This is a genomic window from Shewanella electrica (assembly GCF_022321485.1).
GTDB lineage: Bacteria > Pseudomonadota > Gammaproteobacteria > Enterobacterales > Shewanellaceae > Shewanella > Shewanella electrica.
In genome coordinates this window covers 37,946-60,022 of record NZ_JAKOGG010000023.1, presented here as the reverse complement: position 1 = coordinate 60,022, position 22,077 = coordinate 37,946, and the positions used below count along the sequence as shown (strand labels likewise).

The 22,077-nt window shown below is 45.9% G+C and carries 20 protein-coding genes; 16 read left to right on the top strand and 4 right to left on the bottom strand.

Going from position 1 to position 22,077, the window contains the following annotated elements; all coding sequences use genetic code 11:
• Nucleotides 1-291: 291 nt before the first annotated feature.
• The 15 genes from L9G74_RS19420 to phoA all read left to right on the top strand — a co-directional run bounded on the left by L9G74_RS19420 (nt 292) and on the right by phoA (nt 18,006).
• Nucleotides 292-1,272: an MDR family oxidoreductase gene (locus tag L9G74_RS19420; RefSeq protein ID WP_238898433.1), complete on the top strand. Its 981-nt coding sequence runs from the start codon at nt 292-294 to the stop codon at nt 1,270-1,272.
• Nucleotides 1,273-1,406: 134 nt separating this feature from the next.
• A complete protein-coding gene (locus tag L9G74_RS19415; protein WP_238898432.1) occupies nt 1,407-1,865 on the top strand; it encodes a hypothetical protein in 459 nt (152 codons plus the stop codon).
• A 111-nt stretch (nt 1,866-1,976) separates the two neighbouring features.
• Nucleotides 1,977-2,468, top strand: coding sequence for a hypothetical protein (locus L9G74_RS19410; protein WP_238898431.1), 492 nt, complete (start codon nt 1,977-1,979; stop codon nt 2,466-2,468).
• 122 nt (nt 2,469-2,590) lie between these two features.
• On the top strand, nt 2,591-4,591 hold the full coding sequence (locus L9G74_RS19405) for an IPT/TIG domain-containing protein (protein WP_238898430.1): 2,001 nt from the start codon (nt 2,591-2,593) through the stop codon (nt 4,589-4,591).
• A 66-nt stretch (nt 4,592-4,657) separates the two neighbouring features.
• Nucleotides 4,658-5,095, top strand: a complete 438-nt coding sequence (locus L9G74_RS19400) for a hypothetical protein (protein WP_238898429.1) — start codon at nt 4,658-4,660, stop codon at nt 5,093-5,095.
• A 105-nt stretch (nt 5,096-5,200) separates the two neighbouring features.
• The gene (locus L9G74_RS19395; RefSeq protein WP_238898428.1) at nt 5,201-7,258 is read left to right on the top strand and encodes an IPT/TIG domain-containing protein; all 2,058 of its coding nucleotides are present in this window, start codon (nt 5,201-5,203) and stop codon (nt 7,256-7,258) included.
• Nucleotides 7,259-7,430: 172 nt separating this feature from the next.
• Nucleotides 7,431-7,898: a hypothetical protein gene (locus L9G74_RS19390; RefSeq protein WP_238898427.1), complete on the top strand. Its 468-nt coding sequence runs from the start codon at nt 7,431-7,433 to the stop codon at nt 7,896-7,898.
• 141 nt (nt 7,899-8,039) lie between these two features.
• Nucleotides 8,040-8,507, top strand: coding sequence for a hypothetical protein (locus L9G74_RS19385; protein WP_238898426.1), 468 nt, complete (start codon nt 8,040-8,042; stop codon nt 8,505-8,507).
• An 87-nt stretch (nt 8,508-8,594) separates the two neighbouring features.
• Nucleotides 8,595-9,107, top strand: a complete 513-nt coding sequence (locus L9G74_RS19380) for a hypothetical protein (RefSeq protein WP_238898425.1) — start codon at nt 8,595-8,597, stop codon at nt 9,105-9,107.
• Between the two features lie 107 nt (nt 9,108-9,214).
• Complete coding sequence (locus L9G74_RS19375) at nt 9,215-9,727, top strand: hypothetical protein (RefSeq protein ID WP_238898424.1); 513 nt, start codon at nt 9,215-9,217, stop codon at nt 9,725-9,727.
• Nucleotides 9,728-9,847: 120 nt separating this feature from the next.
• Nucleotides 9,848-10,450, top strand: coding sequence for a leucine-rich repeat domain-containing protein (locus L9G74_RS19370; protein ID WP_238898423.1), 603 nt, complete (start codon nt 9,848-9,850; stop codon nt 10,448-10,450).
• Between the two features lie 557 nt (nt 10,451-11,007).
• On the top strand, nt 11,008-12,306 hold the full coding sequence (locus L9G74_RS19365) for an amidohydrolase (RefSeq protein WP_238898422.1): 1,299 nt from the start codon (nt 11,008-11,010) through the stop codon (nt 12,304-12,306).
• Between the two features lie 296 nt (nt 12,307-12,602).
• Complete coding sequence (gene mqo / locus L9G74_RS19360; RefSeq protein WP_238898421.1) at nt 12,603-14,240, top strand: malate dehydrogenase (quinone); 1,638 nt, start codon at nt 12,603-12,605, stop codon at nt 14,238-14,240.
• A gap of 612 nt (nt 14,241-14,852) precedes the next feature.
• Nucleotides 14,853-16,475: a malate dehydrogenase (quinone) gene (gene mqo / locus L9G74_RS19355; RefSeq protein ID WP_238898420.1), complete on the top strand. Its 1,623-nt coding sequence runs from the start codon at nt 14,853-14,855 to the stop codon at nt 16,473-16,475.
• 133 nt (nt 16,476-16,608) lie between these two features.
• The gene (gene phoA, locus L9G74_RS19350; RefSeq protein ID WP_238898419.1) at nt 16,609-18,006 is read left to right on the top strand and encodes an alkaline phosphatase; all 1,398 of its coding nucleotides are present in this window, start codon (nt 16,609-16,611) and stop codon (nt 18,004-18,006) included.
• A gap of 60 nt (nt 18,007-18,066) precedes the next feature.
• Here the strand turns inward: phoA and L9G74_RS19345 are convergent, their stop codons facing one another.
• From L9G74_RS19345 to L9G74_RS19335, 3 genes are all read right to left on the bottom strand, one after another.
• On the bottom strand, nt 18,067-19,299 hold the full coding sequence (locus tag L9G74_RS19345) for an MFS transporter (RefSeq protein WP_238898418.1): 1,233 nt from the start codon (nt 19,297-19,299) through the stop codon (nt 18,067-18,069).
• A 216-nt stretch (nt 19,300-19,515) separates the two neighbouring features.
• Nucleotides 19,516-19,716, bottom strand: a complete 201-nt coding sequence (locus L9G74_RS19340; protein ID WP_238898417.1) for a hypothetical protein — start codon at nt 19,714-19,716, stop codon at nt 19,516-19,518.
• Nucleotides 19,717-19,768: 52 nt separating this feature from the next.
• Nucleotides 19,769-19,945, bottom strand: a complete 177-nt coding sequence (locus L9G74_RS19335; RefSeq protein ID WP_238898416.1) for a DUF1328 family protein — start codon at nt 19,943-19,945, stop codon at nt 19,769-19,771.
• Between the two features lie 266 nt (nt 19,946-20,211).
• On the opposite strand from L9G74_RS19335, the gene L9G74_RS19330 reads away from it, so the two are divergent.
• Nucleotides 20,212-21,597, top strand: a complete 1,386-nt coding sequence (locus L9G74_RS19330) for a diguanylate cyclase (protein ID WP_238898415.1) — start codon at nt 20,212-20,214, stop codon at nt 21,595-21,597.
• Here the strand turns inward: L9G74_RS19330 and L9G74_RS19325 are convergent.
• Entirely contained in the window at nt 21,589-22,023 is a 435-nt protein-coding gene (locus L9G74_RS19325) for a hypothetical protein (protein WP_238898414.1), read from the bottom strand. The two genes, L9G74_RS19330 and L9G74_RS19325, sit on opposite strands and share 9 nt — an antisense overlap.
• Between the last annotated feature and the right edge of the window lie 54 nt (nt 22,024-22,077).

Sequence of the window (22,077 nt, the reverse complement as noted above, 5' to 3'; positions counted from 1 at the left end):
GCTCTGCTCTGCTCTGCTCTGCTCTGCTCTGCTCTGCTCTGCTCTGCTCTGCTCTGCTCTGCTCTGCTCTGCTCTGCAGCTCGATACTCGCATCCCGCGACTGAAGTGTTACAACTTACCGCTTAACGCTTACAGCTGCTTTCCATGTGACCTCACACCCATTCACACATCGCTAATAGTGCTTAGCTGCACATTTTATCAACTCGGCTAAAGTCGAGGTTTATTGCCACTAATCGCTCGCGTAAGGTAAATGCCTGAAAGTAGCTGATCATCCGCCGTAAAGGAGCACGCATGTATACCGCATTGATACTTGAACAGCACGATGGCAAAACCCAAGCCAGCATTGGCAATATCACCGACGCGCAACTGCCAGCAGGCAATGTTACTGTCAAAGTGAGTCACAGCTCGCTGAACTATAAAGATGGTTTAGCGATTACTGGCACCGGCAAGATTATCCGCCAATTCCCTATGGTCCCGGGCATCGACTTTGCCGGCGAAGTTCTCTCATCAGCCGATAAGCGCTATCAAGTGGGTGACAAAGTCATTCTTACGGGCTGGGGCGTGGGCGAAACGCATTGGGGTGGCATGGCCGAAGTTGCGCGCGTCGATGCCGATTGGTTAGTGCCAATGCCCGCTAACTGTGACGCCGCCAAGGCGATGATGATTGGCACCGCAGGCCTCACCGCAATGCTGTGTGTACAAGCGATACTTGATGCCAACATACCGACAGATACAGGGGAAATATTAGTAACAGGCGCCAGTGGTGGCGTCGGCAGCACTGCCGTCAGATTGCTCTCACAATTGGGCTATCAAGTCTGTGCCAGCAGCGGACGCGTCGAACAGAACCATCAGCTATTAACCCAACTCGGCGCCACAAGCGTGATTGAACGTGCCGAGCTAGATCGCCCCGCCAAACCGTTAGAAAAACAGCGCTGGGCTGCCGTGGTCGATAGTGTCGGTAATCAAGTGCTGGCCACCGCCCTCAGCCAAATCCATTACGGTGGCGTCGCTGCCATTTGCGGTTTAGCTGGCGGCGCGGCCTTACCAACCACCGTCATGCCGTTTATTTTACGTGGCGTTAATTTACTCGGTATAGATTCAGTTAACTGCCCACTACCGCGGCGCCAACAAGCATGGCAAAGCCTAATGCAACTGCTGCCAGACAGTTTCTATCAACAGGCATGCACCACCATCGAACTGGCCCAAGTACCGGAATACGCCGCCCGAATCATCAAAGGCGAAGTCACTGGTAGAACATTGGTTAAACTATAATCTCTATCACAGTCGCATGCCCTCGGTTGCGGGCATGCTAAACATCATGACAATTAAGGAAATTATTTGTACTAGTTGTGAATAGATTTTAAAGTGCAGGAGCGCTTATAAGACTCACCATGGAGGGAACAACAATGAAAGGAATATTAGCAATTATTGCTACAACGCTATTGATGAGTGCCAATGCCTACGCAGAGCAGCCCAACTACGGCTTTGAAGCTAGCGATATTAACGACCCAATTTTTAAAGAGAAATGTACGTCATACACTGATGCGCTAACCAATGCCGATGCCAATACAGTAGCAAGTTTTGCCCCCCCTGAGTTTATGGAAAAATACCCTGATAAGTTTCCTAAAGAAGTAGAGCGTAGAATTAATGAGCACAAAAAAATGCTAGCAAAATATCCTTATTTTAAACTAAAAAAAATATCTATACGCCAAGACATAAGTAAAATAGATGTGGACAACCCTGAAAAAAGCTTGGTGGGAATTAATACATTATATGAGGGTTCCCCAAAATCGACAATTGGAATTAACTGTCTTTTTTTAAAAAACAGCGATAATAAATGGATTTATAATTTCACTCACAGATAGATAACAAAAATTTCTAATGAAAAATCTCTTTTATCATACTGAGTAAAACTAAATTAAATAGTTATTGTAATGATAAACATCAGTGCCAACATCATTTACTGATGTTGACCGATGAGTAACTCAGTAGGTAACGAAGAAAACGGTTTCTCCACGGAAGGAACAACAATGAAGGGAATATTAGCAGTTATTGCTACAACGCTGTTGATGAGCGCAACTGCCCAAGCCGAGCAGCCAAACTTTAGCTTTAACGCAACAGATAACCAAGATCCTATCTTCGTTAAGAAATGCCTCGCTTATAAACAAGCCCTAGTCGATGGCGATAAACAAAAACTATTGAGTTTTGTCGATCCAAAATTGCAAGAGAAATTTGGAGAGCGTTTACAAAACATGATAGATAAAATGATAGAAAAAAGGCAAAAAATGATGAAAAACGCAGATTATAAGATTGATGATATACATATTGTAAAAACAGAAAAAATGATAAAACCTGACGCAGACATTTCAGCAGTATCTATTAACTATAGTGCAGCACTCAGTGGAATAACCGACAGTTGCATATTTAAACACCGCAAAGATAACACTTGGGAAATAGAGTTTAACTAAACGCTAATTAATAATAGATAACTCGCCCATGAGTTAAATTATCGTATGTATGGAAACACATAATATTAAGGGCTGATGCGGATGCAAACGCCCTTACATAAAGCATCATAAGGACATGATAAATGAAACATAAGCAGTACCTTGTGCTACTACTTGCCGCAGTTGTGGTGAGCGCAAGTAGCAATAGCGCATTAGCGCGAACCGACACCAACAAAAACAGCCAAAACAATACGCAGGTTGGCACTTGGGAAAACCCTGATGAAGACGGCGATGGCATCCCTGATGAACTAGATGACTTCCCTTTTGATCCCAATCGCGGCCGACTACCCACCATCGAAGAAGAAGAATTCAACAATAACGTTGGTCAAGCCAATATCGTTGATAGCATTCCAGCCCGTATTAGTGGGGTTATTGATAAAGAAGTAGACATTGATGATTTTAAATTTTCGATTAGCAGAGCCCAAGTGGAGGCACAAAAATACATCAGTGTAGTGCTTTACAAAGATGATCCAAAGTTTACCCCTATTCTTACAATATTGGATGACAATGGTAGTGTCGTACAGTCATCACAATTAGCAATTGATAATACCGGTCGAATCGGAGCAACGATTTTCTTTATCCCCAAAAACGTTGGTAATTATAACGTCAGCGTTTCGGATAAGTATGCCAATGGTGCCGATAGCTTTACCTACACCATTGACGTTTTTCTTGATCAAGACCGCGATGGCGTAGCTGATGAACAAGAGCTCGCCTTGGGGATGGATCCTGAGTTGCAAGATACTGATGGAGATGGAATATTAGACGGTAATGAATACCACGTATTTATCAACCAAACGGAGCGCCTGCTCGACGCTGACAACGATGGAATTCCTAACTGGCTAGATGATGACAGCGACGGAGATGGCATTCCAGACCGTGCCGAAGGTACCGGTAATCAAGACGCCGACTTATTACCCAACTTTGTTGATACCGACAGTGATAATGATGGTATTAACGATAGTATTGATCAGCTTGGAGTTGATACAGATAGCGATCATATCGCCAATTATGCCGATGTGGATGATGATGGCGATTTATTGATTGATAGTAATGACCCAGATCCACTGACACCACTAATGCTTAATAGCAATGTCACTCTGTCAGCAACTAGCTTTACCACCAATAACGGTGACGATTTAGTTAACCAAGCAATGGCTTACCTACCGTTAACCATTTCAGGGAAAAACCTGCCAAAAACCGAAGTTTTTGTCGTTTTAAACAAACGTGGAAATAACGGCCAGCTCGTAAATATTAAGGCAACTCCAACTGATAGCAATAACCTTGAAATAGTAATTCCTGACTTTGCCAATATTGCGCTAGGAGGCGAAGAATTTGACCTATTTGTAGTCGCAGATGGCAAACGCACCAATGAATTACGAGTTAAATTACTCGATAACAATACACCTATGCTTTATAAGCTATCACCCACCAATGCCACCCCAGGTGATACGATTACGGTAACCGGTGAGCACTTTGTTAGTGGTACAAAAATCAATTGGGGAATAAAAAATATAAAACTAAATGTTACATCAAAATATTCTGCAAATTTTGCAGTACCTGATGATGCTGTTAGCGGCTACGCCTATTTGTCTAACCAATATGGTGAGTCACGTTACCTTAACCTTTGGGTTGGTCGACCGGTCGCGTTAAACATTACGGTACCGAATGAATATCTAAATCTCACAGGTCCATTCCATGTATCATTCATAGAAGAAACATATACTAACTTGACAGATATTGATGGTACAGACTATCGGTTTGAAGCTTCATCACCTGACACTGTGCTGGTCAGTAATAGTGATAATGTCATTCTTTTACGTGCCATCATTATGCCATCAGACACAAGTGTTGCATTAACACTCGACTCAACCATAGAAGCAATGGCTCTCACTGGCTATCTTTATAACAAAACTGAGCAACAAATTCGTGAAGCCCGCGTTAAATTACCGACTATAGATGCCTATCAACAACTGGCTAGCTACGTGCGTAGTGGTATAAATGATCCAGAAAAAACTTTTGCTATTAACAACCTTGACGTTGCAGGATTAATTTACACTATTCAAAAAAAATTAAAGAGCAACTAGGTATTGACGATTTGCTAACTAGAACACCATAAAAATGAGAGTTAGATTAAACATTAGGAACTAGCAATGAAACGAATATTAGCGGTTATGACTGGTGCGCTATTGATAAGTGCCACCGCCCATGCCGAGCAGCCAAACTTTGGCTTTAACGCAACAGATAACCAAGACCCTATCTTCGTTAAGAAATGCTTAGCTTATAAACAATCGCTAGTCGATGGCGATAAACAGAAACTATTGAGTTTTGTCGATCCAAAATTGCAAGAGAAATTTGGAGAGCGTTTACAAAACATGATAGATAAAATGATAGCGAAGAGACAAAAGGAGATGCAACAGGCGGACTACAAGCTTGATTACATACGTATTGTAAAGATGGAAAATATGATAAAACCTGACAAAAATATTGCCGCAGTATCCCTTAGATATGCAGCAGAAAAATCAGGAATATCTGAAGGTTGTGGCTTTGAACGTCTGAAAGATAACACCTGGCAAATAGTTTTTAAGTAGATAATTCGCTCATGAGTTAAATTATCGTATGTATGGAAACACATAATATTAAGGGCTAATGCGGATGCAAACGCCCTTACATAAAGCATCATAAGGACATGATAAATGAAAAATAAGCAGTACCTTGTGCTACTACTTGCCGCAGTTGTGGTAAGCGCAAGTTGTAATAGCGCATTAGCGCGAACCGACACCAAAGGAAACAGTCAAAACAATACTCAGGTTGGCACTTGGGAAAACCCTGATGAAGACGGCGATGGCGTTCCTGATGAACTAGATGACTTCCCTTTTGATCCCAATCGCGGCCGACTGCCCACCATTAAAGAAAAGGAATTTAATAATAACGTTGGTCAGGCCACTGTGGTCGGTGGTATCCCGTTTAGAGTCAGCGGTGTCATTGGTACGCCAGTGGATATTGACGACTTCAAATTCACTATCACCCAAGAACAATTGGACAGCGAGCTGTCTATCACCTTTATCCTGTTTAAAGATGAGCCCAAATTTAAACCAATAATGGCACTGATAGATGATCACGGTAACGTTTTAGAGGGCTCATCAACAGCTGTCGCCAATGTCGGCCGTATTGGTAAAACGTATTTTTTCACCCCCGGTTTCAGACTCAAAAGACCGGGTACTTATAACCTCAGCGTATCTGACGTTAACGCTCATGGAGATAAGCGCTTTACTTACACGATTGACGCGTTTATCGACCGAGACAGCGATGGTGTAGCTGATGATATAGAACTCGCGTTAGGCATGAATCCTAAGTTGCAAGATACCGATGGAGATGGCATTTTCGATGGCAACGAATTCCATGTCTTCATCAACCAAACTGAACTCCTACTCGACGCCGACAACGATGGTATTCCTAACTGGCTTGATGATGACAGCGATGGTGATGGCATTCCTGACCGTGTTGAAGGCACCGGTAATCAGGATGCCGACCTATTACCCAACTTTGTTGACACCGACAGCGATAATGATGGCCTATTGGATAACCCGAATAACGCATACATCGACTCGGATGGCGACCGCGTACCGAACTATGCTGATGTGGATGATGATGGTGATCGTATACTCGACATCAATGACGATGCCCTCGGCCAACCACCATACGATAGTTCATTAGAACTATATGGAGCCCTCTTCACCACAGCCCATGGCGATGCTCGTGCTAACGTAGCAATGGCCAATAAGCCGCTAGTCATTTCTGGTAAGAGTTTGCCAAATTCAGAAGTGATAGTGGTACTGAACAAACGGGGCAACGATGGGAAACCAGTAAATATTAAAGCGACCCCAACTGACAAAGAAACGCTGAAATTTATCATGCCAGATTATGCAGATATCGATCTTGGCGGCGAAGAGTTTGACTTGTCTATCGTCAGTAATGGCAAACGCAGTAACGATGTGCGTGTAAAACTACTACGTAATGAATCACCACAGCTTTATGAACTAAAGCCATCAAGTGTCTCACCGGGAGATACCGTCACGGTAACGGGCGATAACTTACTTAGTGATATCAAAATTAGCTGGGGAACATCGTTAGTGCAACTAAAGCTGACCTCACTCAAGACCGCACAATTTGTGGTGCCTCACGATGCGATGAGCGGCCAAGCATATCTGACCAACATCTATGGTCAAAGTCGCTACACCAATATCTGGGTAGGCCACCACATGAAGATAAAAGTCACCATGCCTGATGCCTATCGCAATGTATCAGGACCATTTACGGTTGGTTTCACAAGTGGCCATTACAAGGATATATCAACCATTAATGGTATGGATTATCTCTTTGAAGGAAGCTCTCCTAGTAGTGTATCGATTGATGTCAAAGGTTATAATCGACTATTAGAAGCTATTGCACTGCCTTCAAATAAAACCATTCATTTCACGTTAGATTCAACAATTCAGTCCATGGCGTTGACAGCTTATCTATCGGGTAAAACCGAGCAACAAGTCAAAAAAATTCTCGCCTTACTACCAAGCCTGAAAGAGTATCAATCATTAGCAACCTATATAAAAAATGGTGTTAAAACAGATCTCAAAGCCACCATGTCATTAGACAATATGGACGTTGCAGTGAAGATTTATGAAGTACAAGAAGCACTAGAAAATATTCGAATGGCTGAAGCACAAAAGCAACGTGAAGCTAACCGAAGAAGGTAAGTTAACGTGCTGTGGCGCCGCCAAGCGCCACAGCCAAACTTAGTGCAATAAATAACCACTGATGAAAACAGCTAATGTACAATTACCATCCAGATAGTAGGATCAAGCAGATATTTTATCTCTAACTCGATAGCGCAATAGGGAAAACATAGTCACCATGGAAGGAACAACAATGAAGGGAATATTAGCGGTTATTGCTACAACGCTGTTGATGAGTGCCACTGTCCACGCCGAACAACCTAACTACGGCTTTGAAGCTAGCGATATTAACGACCCAATCTTTAAAGAGAAATGTACCTCATACACTGATGCGCTAACCAATGCCGATGCCGATACAGTTGCCAGTTTTGCCCCCCCTGAGTTTATGGAAAATTACCCGGAGAAGTTTCCGAAAGAAGTAGAGCGTAGAATTAGCAAACACAAAAAATTGCTAGCGCAATATCCTTATTTTAAACTAAAAAAAATATCTATCCGCCAAAATGAAAGTAAAATAGATGTAAAAAGACCTCAAAACAGCATGGTAGTAATCGATACATTGTATGAGGGTTCCCCCAAAGGGACAATTGGGATTAGCTGCCTTTTTATAAAAAACCGCAATAACAAATGGATTTATAGTTTTACAGGAAGAACACATGAATAAGTTCACTTGTCATATCAAGTAGAACTACACCTAATAGATATCTCAATGATAAATATCAATGCCAACATCATTTACTGATGTTGGCTGATGAGTAACTCAGTAGGTAACGAAGAAAACGGACTCACCATGGAAGGAACAACAATGAAAGGAATATTAGCGGTTATTGCTACAACGCTGTTAATAAGTGGAACTGCCTACGCTGAGCAGCCCAACTATGGCTTTGAAGCCAGCAATATTAACGACCCAATTTTTAAAGAGAAATGTACTGCATACACTGATGCGCTAACCAATGCCGATGCCGATACAGTTGCCAGTTTTGCCCCCCCTGAGTTTATGGAAAAATACCCTGATAAGTTTCCAAAAGAAGTAGAGCGTAGAATTAATGAGCACAAAAAAATGCTAGCAAAATATCCTTATTTTAAACTAAAACAAATATCTGTCCTCCAAAATGAAAGTATAATAGATGTAAAAACACCTCAAAACAGCATGGTAGTAGTCAATACATGGTATGAGGTTTCCCCCAAAGGGACAATTGGAATTGGCTGTCTTTTTATAAAAAACCACAATAACAAATGGATTTATAGTTTTACAGGAAAAACACATGAATAAGCTCACTTGTCATATCAAGTAGAACTACACCTAATAGATATTTCAATGATAAATATCGGCACCAACATCATTTACTGATGTTGGCCTATGAGTAACTCTGTAGGTAACGAAGAAAACGGACTCACCATGGAAGGAACAACAATGAAACGAATATTAGCGGTTATTGCTACAACGCTGTTGATGAGTGCCTCTGCCTACGCTGAGCAACCCAACTATGGCTTTGAAGCTAGCGATATTAACGACCCAATCTTTAAAGAGAAATGTACCGCATATACTAATGCGCTAACCAATGCCGATGCCGATACAGTTGCCAGTTTTGCTCCCCCTGAGTTTATGGAAAATTACCCTGATAAGTTCCCAAAAGAAGTAGAGCGAAGAATTAGCAAACACAAAAAAATGCTAGCAAAATATCCTTATTTTAAACTAATAGATATCTCTATCCGCCAAGACATAAGTAAAATAGATGTGAATAATCCTGAAAAAAGTAAGGTATCAATAGTTACCACATATGAGGGTTCTCCAAAAGGGACTATTAGTATTAGTTGTCACTTCAAAAAAAATAGCGATGATAAATGGATATATAACTTCACTGGTAGATGACAAATAGTTCTGAAAAAAAATCTCACTCAGCATACCGAGCGAAAACAAATTAAATGGATATTTATCATTGAAATATCGGTGCCAACATCATTTACTGATGTTGGCCAATGAGTAACTCAGTAGGTAACGAAGAAAACAGACTCACCATGGAAGGAACAACAATGAAAGGAATATTAGCGGTTATAACCGGTGCGCTATTGATGAGTGCAACTGCCTACGCTGAGCAGCCCAACTATGGGTTTGACGCCAACGATATTAACGACCCAATCTTTAAAGAGAAATGCACCGCATACATTGATGCATTAGCAAATGCTGATTACGATACTCTTATGAGTTTCATCTCACCAGAATTAAAAAAACAGTATCCGAAAAAACTACCAATGGAACTTGATAAGAGAATAAGTAAACTACATAAAATTGTATCAGGGTATCCGTACTTTCGAGTGAAAAATATGAAAGTTTCAGAGAAAGGAAGTAATTTCAATTCAACACAACCTAAAAAAAGTGAGATTTTAATACTAGCTACTTATCAAGGCTCCCCAAAAGATATGATATTTTTAGATTGCACATTTGAAAAAACTAGTGATGGGAACTGGATGTATAGGTTTGTAAACAAGTAAAAATGACTAAAACCATCCGTGTCAATTCAAGCAGTATTCAGTAAGGTTTGGTTAAGCTTTGCCAGCTGTAGCGTTACATTGATGCAAACGACAAGGTCGTCACCACAACAAGAGGAACTTATGATGAAAGGCTGGTTTATTAGCGCAGGTTTGCTGGCAAGTAGCTACTCAGTCGCGGTTGCGGCAACGCCGATTTCTCAACTCAAGTTTAGCGATGCTGGCATGGAAAAATGTATCAATGATTCCGCCGCCATTTACAGTACTACCGAGATCGAAAAACTCGAGTTTGTGCAATGTAGTGTGCAGGGCCCTATTTCACTGAAAGGGTTAGGACAACTGCCAAAACTGAGTGTGTTAACCATCATCGGTGGCGAAATCCATGATATTGATGCGCTAACCGATGCAAAAAAACTGGAGATGTTAATGCTTAGCGAATCCAGCGTTCCTCGCTTTGACAAACTCACCCATCACAAGTTGAACCTCGTGCTGAACAAAGTTCAAGCCGATGACTGGCGACAACTCAAGCAGTTACATCTCAGCAGTATCTCTATTCAAAATTCGGTCGATTGCGCAGCCTATAAACCATTGGCGAATGATGATGATTTCATTTTGCTGAGTCCTGATATTGGCGCAGAAGCGATTGCCCAAGGGATGAGAACGAGTCAGCAATATCCGGATAAATTGTTGTTGATGATGGATTGTCCTGTCGATGCATTGAAATAACGAGAGGTTGTTGGTGGAAAATCGCTACACGGCACATCACCTATCTTGCCTAAATCACTCTCTAGCTGCAGAAAACAACCAACAAGGGTCAACAGCTAGAATGTTTCGCTCTAGACGCTATGAACTCCGCCTTACATTGGCGATGCAAGTTAGGGAAAGTGTGAATAAGTCCCGTGCGTGCTCTGCGTGAGCATACAGCTTTCAGCTGCAAGGCTCAGTTTGCCGCGAATATTGAGCACTTTGCACAAAGCAGATCTAGAATTAGGCCACGCCCTACGGGGATTGGTAAGCTCATGCATTGCTGCGTTAGCCAACTTTCAACTTTGCCATGCTACAACATGCCCGCAGTTAGCGGTCTTGAACGGCTATGGCTTACCAACCCAGAGCGTCGCGAAGACTTGTTTGCACCTCCCCTAGCCCCCACTCAGCACTCACATCATTCTCGCAGACAAGTTACCGCCGTAATATTTTGGCAACATTTAATTAGCGTTTTGCTATACAGCCACCTAATGCTTCGGTTAGCCTTAGCCACAAACTTAGGCCTTAATGGGAATGTCATGAAAATCAGAACTATGCTGGCGAGCAGCTTACTTTTTTGTTGTGCCGCTCAGTCAGCGCAAGCCGCCGATGTTAAAACGTTGGTGCAACAAGTACAGCCCGAGGTGATTAACTGGCGTCACCATTTCCATCAACATCCTGAGTTATCTAACCGCGAATACGACACCGCAAAATATGTGGCTAAATATCTCAAAAGCTTGGGCCTGAAAGTACAAACCGGCGTGGCGCATACTGGTGTAGTTGCCATTTTAGATAGCGGCAAACCCGGCCCGGTGGTGGCATTACGTGCCGATATGGATGCACTGCCGGTTAAAGAACTCGGCAACCTGCCTTATCGCTCCAACGTAACGGCGGAATATAAAGGCCAACAAGTGCCAGTAATGCACGCCTGTGGTCATGACACGCATATGGCAATGTTGATGGGCGCAGCCACCGTGTTAGTCAAGATGAAGGACCAACTGCACGGCCAAGTGAAATTTATCTTCCAACCTGCCGAAGAAGGCGCGCCAGTAGGTGAGCAAGGCGGCGCTAAGCTGATGGTGCAACAAGGTGTGCTCAAACAGCCCGATGTGGATGTGATTTTTGGTCTGCATATCAATGCAGCGACTGACGTTGGCACGGTGAAATATCGCCACGGTGGCATTATGGCAGCGGTCGACCCGTTCAAAATTGTGGTCAAAGGCCAGCAATCGCATGGTGCCTATCCGTGGACCAGTGTCGACCCTATCGTTACCGCATCGCAAATCGTCATGGCATTGCAGACCATTGTTAGCCGCGAGCTAGTGCTTATCGACAACGCAGCGGTGGTCACAGTCGGTATGATCCAAGGTGGCAACCGCAGTAATATCATCCCCAGTGAAGTCACCATGGAAGGCACCATTCGCACCTTAAATCCAACGGCTCGCGCGCAGGTTTATGAGGCGATGCAACGTAAAGTCAGCACCATTGGCGCTAGCATGCGCGCCTCGGTAGAGCTAACGCTACCGTATGGTGATAGCTACCCGATCACCTATAACCAACCAGAGTTGATGGATAAAATGCTACCGACGTTAGTCCGTACTGCGGGGAGTGAGCATGTGCAGGAAGCGGTGGCAGTGACTGGTGCAGAGGATTTCTCATTTTTCCAAGAGGAAGTGCCGGGATTGTACTTGTTTGTTGGTGGCAAACCGCTTGATTTACCGGCGGATAAAGCCCCCGCGCATCACACGCCAGAGTTCAGTGTTGATGATGCGGGTATGCCGCTCGGCGTAGAGTTGCTCACTAATCTCACTTTAGATTACTTGCAACAGCACCCGTAATCCGTCACAGTGGTCGGCCAACCAAACTGGTCGACCTCACAAAATCCAACAAAAAGTGATTCGCATCACAAAATAACTTACATAAGTTAACTTAACCAACTTTTCCTTTCGTAATTTGCCAAAGATTTTCACCACTTTGTCTCAGTGCTAGTTTAGCGCCGTTTTAGAACAGCGAACTCCGAAGCAGCGCAGACTGACAGGGGTTCATCAGGGCCACGCCCACTACCTGTTCGCGCTGGATGCGCGCTTTTCTCACAGCAGTGTCCTCCGCTGAATAACTATCAGAGCTAATCACTATGAAAAAAGTCAAACTGACACTGATCACGGCCTTGGTAAGCGCCGCATCGGTATTCACGCCAGCTCAGGCTGACGAACAGCAAGTTGATGTCCTGCTCATCGGCGGTGGCATCATGAGTGCTACCTTAGGTACCTATTTACAAGAATTAGAGCCAAGCTGGTCAATGACCATGGTTGAGCGTTTAGACGGCGTAGCGCAAGAAAGCTCGAACGGCTGGAACAACGCTGGTACTGGTCACTCAGCACTGATGGAGCTGAACTACACTCCTGAAATGCCAGATGGCAGCATCAACGTAGAAAAAGCGGTGAAAGTGAACGAAGCGTTCCAAATCAGCCGTCAATTCTGGTCATATCAAGTGAACAACAACGTGATGCATGATCCTGAATCATTCATCCGTACCGTTAACCACATGAGCTTCGTGTGGGGCGACAAAAACGTTAACTTCCTGCGCAAGCGTTACGCTGAACTGCAAAAGAACACCCTGTTCCAAAGCATGGATTACAGCGAAGATCCAAAACAGATCGCTGAATGGGCGCCGCTGTTGATGGATGGCCGTGATCCTAAGCAACTGGTTGCAGCAACTCACTCCGTAATTGGTACTGATGTAAACTACGGTGAAATCACACGCCAATTAGTTGCCAGCCTGAAAACCAAAGCTAACTTCGATCTGCAACTGCAAACTGAAGTACGCGAACTGCACCAAAACGCAGATAAAAGCTGGACGATCACCGTGGCTGACTTAGCTAACGATGAAGAAGAGCACACTATTAACGCTAAGTTTGTATTCATTGGTGCTGGCGGCGCGTCACTGCCATTGCTGCAAGCGTCTGGTATTCCAGAAGGTGAAGCTTACGGCGGTTTCCCGGTGGGCGGCCAATTCCTGATCACTGAAAACCCAGAAGTGGTAAAACAGCACGTCAACAAAGCTTACGGCCAAGCTGAAGTTGGTGCACCACCAATGTCAGTACCCCACTTGGACGCACGTCGTATCGACGGTAAAGAAGTGCTGCTGTTTGGCCCATTTGCTACCTTCTCTACTAAGTTCCTGAAAAACGGTTCAATGTGGGATCTGTTGGGTTCAACCACTACCGACAACATCATTCCGATGATGAATGTCGGTCTGGACAACTTCAACTTGGTACAGTACCTGATCCAACAAGTGATGCTGGATGATGATGACCGTTTTGCTGAGCTGCAAAAGTACTATCCAAATGCGAAGAAAGAGGATTGGAAACTGTGGACTGCTGGTCAACGTGTACAAATCATCAAGAACGATCCTGAAAAAGGCGGTCGTCTGCAATTTGGTACTGAAGTAGTTTCGTCTAAAGACGCCAGCTTGGCTGCACTGTTAGGTGCATCACCTGGTGCGTCAACAGCGGCACCTATCATGTTGAACGTGATGGAAAAAGTGTTTGCCGATAAAGTAGCTGGTGAGTGGAATGCTAAGCTGAAACAGATCATTCCATCTTACGGTACTAAGCTGAACGGCAATGTCGAAGCCACTGAGCGCGAGCTGACCTATACCAGCGAAACACTGCACCTGCATCCACCTCAAGCGCCGAAAACTGCGGCACCAGCAGGTGATGAAGCAGTGACCATGCCGAAGAAAGAAGATGTAGCAAACATCGAACTGTAATCGACATTTTTTGCCCAATTCAAACAAGCCTCGCTCTACTGAGCGGGGCTTGTTATTTTCCGACATCCTTAACTGTAGCACGTCAAAACCGGCTGAATTCCCACTGTTTGCGGGCAATCGCCACCACTAATTCCGCTTAGAAAATTCATTTGCTATCGGTCATTTGTAAAAAACTTGCAACAATTATTAATTCTGTAAAAAAATTACTCGACGTTAGTCGTATACAATAGTGAACAGCATCACCACCACACCACACATAACCTATTGATTAATAACCAACATAGAGCATTTACTCGGTATAAATTTGGACAATTTCTCCACTTTTGGCCCCCCTTTACAATGCACTAAAAAACCATAAAATTGAGCCACATCACAGTTTCAGTTGCTTAAGTTAACTTAACAGCTCAGCAGACAATGTGTGTTTCAAACATATACCGTCACTTAAGTTAACGGCAGTTTAGCAAGCATGTCTCACCGGATCTTACGGCGCATACCCCAAATTATGTTGCCGAGCAGAGGATGCTCCCGCTCACTAACAGACAGCGAGTGCGTTCCCCTACTTTTGATACTCAGTGACTAAATGCCGTGCAACAATCACAGAGCGATATCAAAATGAGAAAAGCAAAACGTTTAAGGCTCCCTCTGCCTGCAAGTGTTTCATCATTTTTTAGTTCCGCCCATCAGCAAGCGCCTGAGCAGGTTGATGTGTTGCTGATTGGTGGCGGCATCATGAGTGCAACAATGGGCACTTATCTGCAAGAGCTAGCACCCGATTGGACCATTCTCATGGTGGAACGGTTAGATGACGTCGCCAAAGAAAGCTCCAACGGCTGGAACAATGCCGGTACTGGTCACGCCGCACTGGCAGAGCTGAACTACACCCCGCAAATGCCCGACGGCAGCATCAATATCGATAAAGCCATCAAAGTCAACGAAGCCTTCCAAGTCAGTCGCCAATTCTGGGCGCATCAAGTCGAGAGAAAAGTGCTCGGCAATCCTGAAAGCTTTATCCATACCGTTGACCATATGAGCTTTGTTTGGGGCGATGATAATGTGGCATTTCTCAAAGCGCGCCATGAAAAACTGAAAGATCATCCGCTGTTCCAAAACATGGAATACACCGAAGATAGAGAGCAGTTAAGCCAATGGGCGCCATTGCTGATGCAAGGCCGAGCCGCAGACCAAAAAGTGGCAGCAACCCGCTCAGGTATGGGCACTGATGTAGACTACGGTGCCATTAACCGCCAGTTAGTACACAGCTTGCAGCAGCACCCAAACTTTATGCTGCGGGTGAATAGCGAAGTACGCAAATTTAAGCAAAATGCCGACAAGAGCTGGACCATCACCGTGCATGATGTTGTCACGCATCAACAGCGCACCGTCATTGCTAAACACGTATTTATTGGTGCCGGTGGTGCCGCACTGCCACTACTGCAAGCGTCAGGCATTCCCGAAGCCAATGGCTATGGTGGCTTCCCTGTTGGCGGTCAATTTCTGATCTGTGACAATCCAGAAGTAGTCAAACACCACAATGCCAAAGCCTATGGCAAAGCCGAAGTAGGCGCACCGCCAATGTCCGTGCCGCATCTTGATACTCGCTACCTCGATGGCAAAGATGTACTGCTGTTTGGCCCGTTTGCCACCTTCTCGACCAAGTTCCTTAAAAACGGCTCACTGTTTGATTTGATCCGCTCCACCACCACCAAAAACTTTTTGCCGATGACCCGCGTCGGTCTAGACAACCTCAATTTGGTGAAATACTTGGTGGGCCAAGTGCGACAGAACGATGATGATCGCTTCAACGAGCTGCGTAAGTATTACCCCAACGCCAACAAAGACGATTGGCAACTGTGGACCGCGGGGCAACGGGTACAGATCATCAAAAAAGACCAACGTCGTGGTGGTCAATTGCAGTTTGGTACGGAAGTGGTGGCCGCCGCTGATGGCACCCTAGCCGCACTGCTTGGCGCCTCACCTGGCGCATCAACAGCGGCACCTATCATCATGGATGTATTAGGTAAAATGTTCCCAGCACAAGTGCAAGGTGAATGGCGTGACAGCTTAAAAGCCATCATTCCATCTTATGGCACCCAACTGAATAATGACCGCCAAGCCAGCGTTGATGAACTCAATTACACCAGTGAAATCTTGCGCCTGCACAAACTGCCGCAAGCCGACGCTGTAACCCCATTGCCAGCCACACCAGCCAACACTGAGCAACAAATCGCGTCTTAAATGTTCATGCTGACTCCCTTAGCCCAAGTTAAGGGAGTCAGATCCGCTCAAGCTATCTCTACCCCCGTCACCTAACTGTCACATTGCTTTTTTAACATGCGTCCTAATTGCCCCATGATTGATAGGATTCATTTTGAAACGCACTCTGCTTGCTTGTTTATTGCCACTACTGACCACTCCGGTGATTGCCGCCGATTGGACTGACCGTCATGCCTCGGGCGATTTAACCCAAACGGGCGGTGCTCGCCGCATGCAGCAAGACATTACCAACGACTTAAAAGCCTCACTCAGTAACAAACAGGCGAAGAACGTCATTCTATTGATTGGTGATGGCATGGGTGATTCAGAAATTACTATCGCTCGTAACTATGCCCGCGGTGCTGGTGGCTTCTTCGCTGGCATTGATGCCTTGCCGCTCACCGGCCAGTACACCCACTACTCGCTCGATAAAGATACCCACCTGCCAAACTACGTTACCGACTCCGCCGCCTCCGCCACCGCGTGGACCACTGGCACTAAATCGTATAACGGCGCTATCGGTGTTGATGTGTATGGCAACGCCAAAGCTAGCCTGCTCGAGTTAGCCAAAAAAGCCGGTAAAGCCACCGGTAACGTATCGACGGCCGAGATCCAAGATGCCACGCCAGCGGCTGAATACGCCCATATATCCCAGCGAAAATGTTATGGCCCGAGTGCCACCACGCTGAAATGTCCCGAAGCCTCGCTTAAAAGTGGCGGCTTAGGCTCGATCAGCGAGCAACTGCTCAATGCCCGCCCAGATGTGACGTTAGGTGGCGGCCGCGAAACCTTTGATGAGAAAGCCCTCGCGGGCGACTGGCAAGACAAAACCTTGATGGAGCAAGCCTACGACCGTGGTTATCACTTTATCTCTAGCGCAGCGGAACTGGCCGAGGTGACCAATGCAGACCAGAAAACGCCGCTGCTCGGTTTGTTTGCTCCCGGCAATATGCCGGTGCGCTGGCTTGGCCCCAAAGCTAGTTACCACGGCAACTTAGCCAAAAATCCTGTGGTATGTAAGCCCAACCCTGAACGCACCGCCGATATTCCAACACTGGCGCAGATGACCGACAAAGCCATTGAACTGCTGAGTAAAAATAAGGCTGGCTTCTTTTTGCAGGTGGAAGGTGCTTCCATTGATAAACAAGATCACGCCGCCAATCCTTGCGGCCAGATTGGTGAGACTGTCGATTTAGATGAAGCGGTACAAGTGGCATTGAAGTTTGCTAAAGCGCAGGGCAACACGCTGGTGATTGTTACCGCTGACCATGCCCACTCGTCGCAAATTATCTATCCCGATGCGGAAGCGCCGGGGCTGACCCAAGGTTTGTTAACCCACGATGGCGCCAAGATGAGTATCAGTTACGGTAACTCTGAAGCGGGCAGCATGGGCCACACCGGCACCCAACTGCGCATTGCCGCCTACGGTCCACATGCGGCTAACGTGGTGGGACTGACTGACCAAACCGATTTGCACTTTACCATTTTGGATGCCTTGGGCATCAAACATTAATAACCCGTTTTAAGCAAAGGAAGCCCCCTGTGCTCTCAATGGGGGCTTTCTTTTTTCTGGTTACTCTTTCAATTTCTCGCGCTGGCGGATCACTGGGAACATCCACATCCATGCAGCCACCACCACTAACGTGCCCACACCACCAATCACGGTGGCGCCCACAGCACCTAATGCAGCGGCTAACATGCCAGATTCAAACTCGCCTAGCTGATTGGAGGTATTGATAAAAATCGAGTTCACTGCCGTCACACGGCCACGCATCTCATCCGGTGTTTCCAACTGCACCAAGGCACCGCGGATCACCATGCTGACCATATCAAACGCGCCTAACGCAAATAACGCGATCAGTGACAGATACAGGTTGGTTGATAGCGCAAACACTAGCGTTGCCACGCCAAACCCAGCCACAGAGGCAAACATAATCTTACCGACTTTACGCTCCAAGGTATGACGCGCCAGCCAGAATGACATCAACAACGCGCCCACGGCGGGAGCTGCACGCAACAGCCCTAAGCCCCACGGGCCAGTATGCAGAATGTCTTTGGCAAAAATTGGCAACAGCGCCGTGGCGCCGCCGAGTAACACCGCAAATAAGTCGAGTGAAATCACGCCGAGGATCACTGGCCGCGCACGGATAAAACGCACACCAGCAAATAGGTTATCTAAATTCATCGGCTGCTTTTTATGGATTTGATGGCGATAGTGCAGCCCAGTCAACGCGATGATCGAAATCAGATACAACATGGCGGATAATCCATACGCCACCACCGGCCCGCCAATGTATAACAAGCCGCCCAGTGCTGGCCCCGCAATACTGGCCATTTGAATACCGGATGAGTCCACCGCTAACGCCCGCGGCAATACTTCATCGGGCACTAATGCGGGTAACATCGACTTTAATGCAGGGAATTCAAACGCTTTAAACACGCCAATGATAAACACCAACAGCAAAATCCAGTATTCACTTAATAGCCCGAACCAACTGCCGCCCACCAGCAGCAACAAGGCAATCCATTGGCAACTTTGGGTAACCATAACGATATTGCGCCGATGCACTTGGTCAGCCACGTGCCCTGCGGGCAACGCCAATAACACCGAGGGAATAAACTGCGCTAAGCCAATCAGGCCCAGACTGAACGGATCACCCGATAACTCATACACTTGCCAACCTACGGCGACCGACAACATTTGAAAGCCAAAGGCCGAACTTAAGCGGGTGATCCAGTAACGCCAAAACGCGGGATAAGCTTTGAGTGACGCCGATGCTGCCGCCACGTCGGAGATTGCGCTCATAGATTAAATGAATATTAAAAATGAGGAGGAGCTTGATGCTAACACGCCCCACCGCACTGCTCTAGTCGCAATTCGTATCAAGCTAATAAAGTGGCATGCACCACGCTAGTCTTTTCAACAGATGCGTCAACTCTGGTCTAAACGAATACTGCGCAGTTGTATATTCAGGCAAGAAAAAAGCGACCCGATGGTCGCTCTTTCTCAATCGCTGCGAGATTAACAGTTAGTTTCTTTCGAACCCATCTGCTCTTTCAGCTCTTCGCACTTATCTTCAACGGCATTACCTGCATCCGTCATGGTGTTATCAATTTTCTCACCAATGTCTTCCGCTGAAGTATTATCCTCGCCGCCAATCAAGGTGGCACTCAGCAAGATAACTACCACGGCAGCAATAATTAACAGAATAATGTTTCTCATGTTCGACTCCTTGTGACTGTCATGTGTTCAGTTGCAGACTAATTACATCGCTTTACAGTTTCGGTGGACGGCCTCGTAACACACCAGCGACCAGCGAGATCAGCAGTAACACAATAAAAATAAAGAAGATGATCTTCGCGATCCCTGCGGCTGCACCAGCGATACCACCAAAGCCCAGCAGTCCGGCAACAAGGGCGATGACCAGGAAAACCAATGTCCAACCCAACATAGCAACCTCCTTGCTTCGTTTATCGTTGCGGTGATTAGACTAATGCTAAGGGGATGCCAACTTTAACAATTCAGATTAATCACATGATTTTAAATAAAAAAATTTAATTATGTTCAAATTGCCGTTATGCTACCCAAGAATAAATGCGGCAATTTTTACTGCTTAGGCAGTAAGAGTTGCAAAGGGAGATCAACGCGATAACGCGGTTGAACTGCTAAGCTCTAAGCTACTGGCAGTTGGTATAAATCGCCAAAGGACACCTCATTTTGAGTCTTACGAATCGACAAAAGACACTGCTCTGGTTACTCACAGCACTGTATGTTGTGCTTGCGATCGTCATCATTGAGTTTGTCACACAAACCTTTGTAGAACGGCAGATGGCCGCCGAGAAGGCCACGGTCAATGACCGTTTGGCGTTAGTTCGCTCAAAGTTAGAATCGGCCATTTTTATGGATACCTATCTAGCCGACAGCCTCGCCACCGTGGTAACCATCGATCCCAAGTTTGCCATGGATAACTGGAATACCATTGGTGCCAAACTGCTTAACAAAGCCCTTTATGTGCGCAACGTTGGTATCGCGCCAAACAACATCATCTCGCACACCTATCCGCTCAAAGGTAACGAGAAAGCCATCGGTTTTGATTTCCGTAGCAGCCCAGATCAATTACGTACCGTTGAGTTAGCGCGTAAGTTACAAACGGTGTACATCGCGGGACCATTGGAATTAGTGCAAGGCGGCCAGGCAATTATTGCCCGTTACCCTATCTTCGCCGACTTTCCACAAAACAAGCAGTATTGGGGCTGTGTCAGTGTAGTGATGGATTATCCCAAGCTGTTGCAAGAAACCGGTGTGCTCGATATTGATGGTGCCCATATTGCGTTGATGAAACACGATGCCGCCAATCCCACCGGCAAAGTGATTTATGGCAGTGCCGCCATATTTGAACAGGCTGACGTGTCGTTGTCGTTAAAGCTTCCAAATGGCGAATGGCTGATTGGTGCGACCTACGATATCGACCAAGCAGAGCATGTACTCATGACCCGCACTAGCATTCGCGCTATGGGCGGCACGGCGGCACTACTCGCCTTCATTGTGTTGGTCCTGCTGTATCGTCATTATCGCTATGTCCACACAGTGTCGATGCAAGATGAACTGACGCACTTGCCCAATCGCCGTATGGTGATGCAGTTGCTTGATCGCTTGAGCGCCCAAGCAGCAACCGACAAACGCACCTTTGCCGTACTCAATATCGACTTAAACGGTTTTAAAAAAGTGAATGATGAGCTTGGACATCATGTTGGCGACGAGTTACTGAAACATATCGCTCAGTTGCTGCGCACGTATGTTCGCAGCAATGATGTGGTGGCGCGGATGGGCGGCGATGAATTTATTGTGGTGCTGCAAAGAGTCCGCACCACCACAGATATTGCCGCCGTAGCAGACAAGCTAAAAGGTAAAGTGGAAGCGCAACCACTGATATGGCAGCAGCATCAAATTATCCCTTCGTTAAGCATTGGTTTTGCGTTGTACGATAACGCCGATATCTCAATCAAAGATCTGCTGAAACACGCTGATGGTGATATGTACTCCGCCAAGAAACGCCACAAGGCTGCACAGGTTAAAGATGATAGTGACGCGTCATTACTCTAAGGGAACATCAGCCGCATTCATGCTGATAACTTGCCAATAACCTAAGCGTTCGGTCTCGCCTGTCAGCGGCACAAAGCGAATACCAGTTTCGATGAATTGGTAGGTGGTGACTGGCGGACCGTCTGGACAACAATCGCAACTAAAGACAAATGGTTTGGGCAGATAGCCTTGATAAACAACTGAAGCGTCAACGCTGACGTTCGCGATATTAACGTCATTTGCTAACGCAAGTTCCAGCTGTTCACTGGTATGCGCCGCGGCAAAGCTATCAATATTGGCCGTCAGTTGAAATGGTTCAGCCACCGACGCTGTAGGCGCTACGCTGGTAACCGAGCTACAGGCGGCTAAACCACTCGCCATTAACGTAAACATCGCCGCCCGAATAACCACATGTTTGCTTGGCGTCAACAACCCTATCCTTGTCATTAATCTTTCGCCTTGTGCTGAAAATTTCATCACATGCAGTCTAGCGCTAACGGT

Coding starts and splice junctions, on each gene's coding strand:
- L9G74_RS19420 (WP_238898433.1), top strand. CDS start 292: ATGTATACCGCATTGATACTTGAACAGCACGATGGCAAAACCCAAGCC.
- L9G74_RS19415 (WP_238898432.1), top strand. CDS start 1,407: ATGAAAGGAATATTAGCAATTATTGCTACAACGCTATTGATGAGTGCC.
- L9G74_RS19410 (WP_238898431.1), top strand. CDS start 1,977: ATGAGTAACTCAGTAGGTAACGAAGAAAACGGTTTCTCCACGGAAGGA.
- L9G74_RS19405 (WP_238898430.1), top strand. CDS start 2,591: ATGAAACATAAGCAGTACCTTGTGCTACTACTTGCCGCAGTTGTGGTG.
- L9G74_RS19400 (WP_238898429.1), top strand. CDS start 4,658: ATGAAACGAATATTAGCGGTTATGACTGGTGCGCTATTGATAAGTGCC.
- L9G74_RS19395 (WP_238898428.1), top strand. CDS start 5,201: ATGAAAAATAAGCAGTACCTTGTGCTACTACTTGCCGCAGTTGTGGTA.
- L9G74_RS19390 (WP_238898427.1), top strand. CDS start 7,431: ATGAAGGGAATATTAGCGGTTATTGCTACAACGCTGTTGATGAGTGCC.
- L9G74_RS19385 (WP_238898426.1), top strand. CDS start 8,040: ATGAAAGGAATATTAGCGGTTATTGCTACAACGCTGTTAATAAGTGGA.
- L9G74_RS19380 (WP_238898425.1), top strand. CDS start 8,595: ATGAGTAACTCTGTAGGTAACGAAGAAAACGGACTCACCATGGAAGGA.
- L9G74_RS19375 (WP_238898424.1), top strand. CDS start 9,215: ATGAGTAACTCAGTAGGTAACGAAGAAAACAGACTCACCATGGAAGGA.
- L9G74_RS19370 (WP_238898423.1), top strand. CDS start 9,848: ATGATGAAAGGCTGGTTTATTAGCGCAGGTTTGCTGGCAAGTAGCTAC.
- L9G74_RS19365 (WP_238898422.1), top strand. CDS start 11,008: ATGAAAATCAGAACTATGCTGGCGAGCAGCTTACTTTTTTGTTGTGCC.
- mqo (WP_238898421.1), top strand. CDS start 12,603: ATGAAAAAAGTCAAACTGACACTGATCACGGCCTTGGTAAGCGCCGCA.
- mqo (WP_238898420.1), top strand. CDS start 14,853: ATGAGAAAAGCAAAACGTTTAAGGCTCCCTCTGCCTGCAAGTGTTTCA.
- L9G74_RS19345 (WP_238898418.1), bottom strand. CDS start 19,299: ATGAGCGCAATCTCCGACGTGGCGGCAGCATCGGCGTCACTCAAAGCT.
- L9G74_RS19340 (WP_238898417.1), bottom strand. CDS start 19,716: ATGAGAAACATTATTCTGTTAATTATTGCTGCCGTGGTAGTTATCTTG.
- L9G74_RS19335 (WP_238898416.1), bottom strand. CDS start 19,945: ATGTTGGGTTGGACATTGGTTTTCCTGGTCATCGCCCTTGTTGCCGGA.
- L9G74_RS19325 (WP_238898414.1), bottom strand. CDS start 22,023: ATGACAAGGATAGGGTTGTTGACGCCAAGCAAACATGTGGTTATTCGG.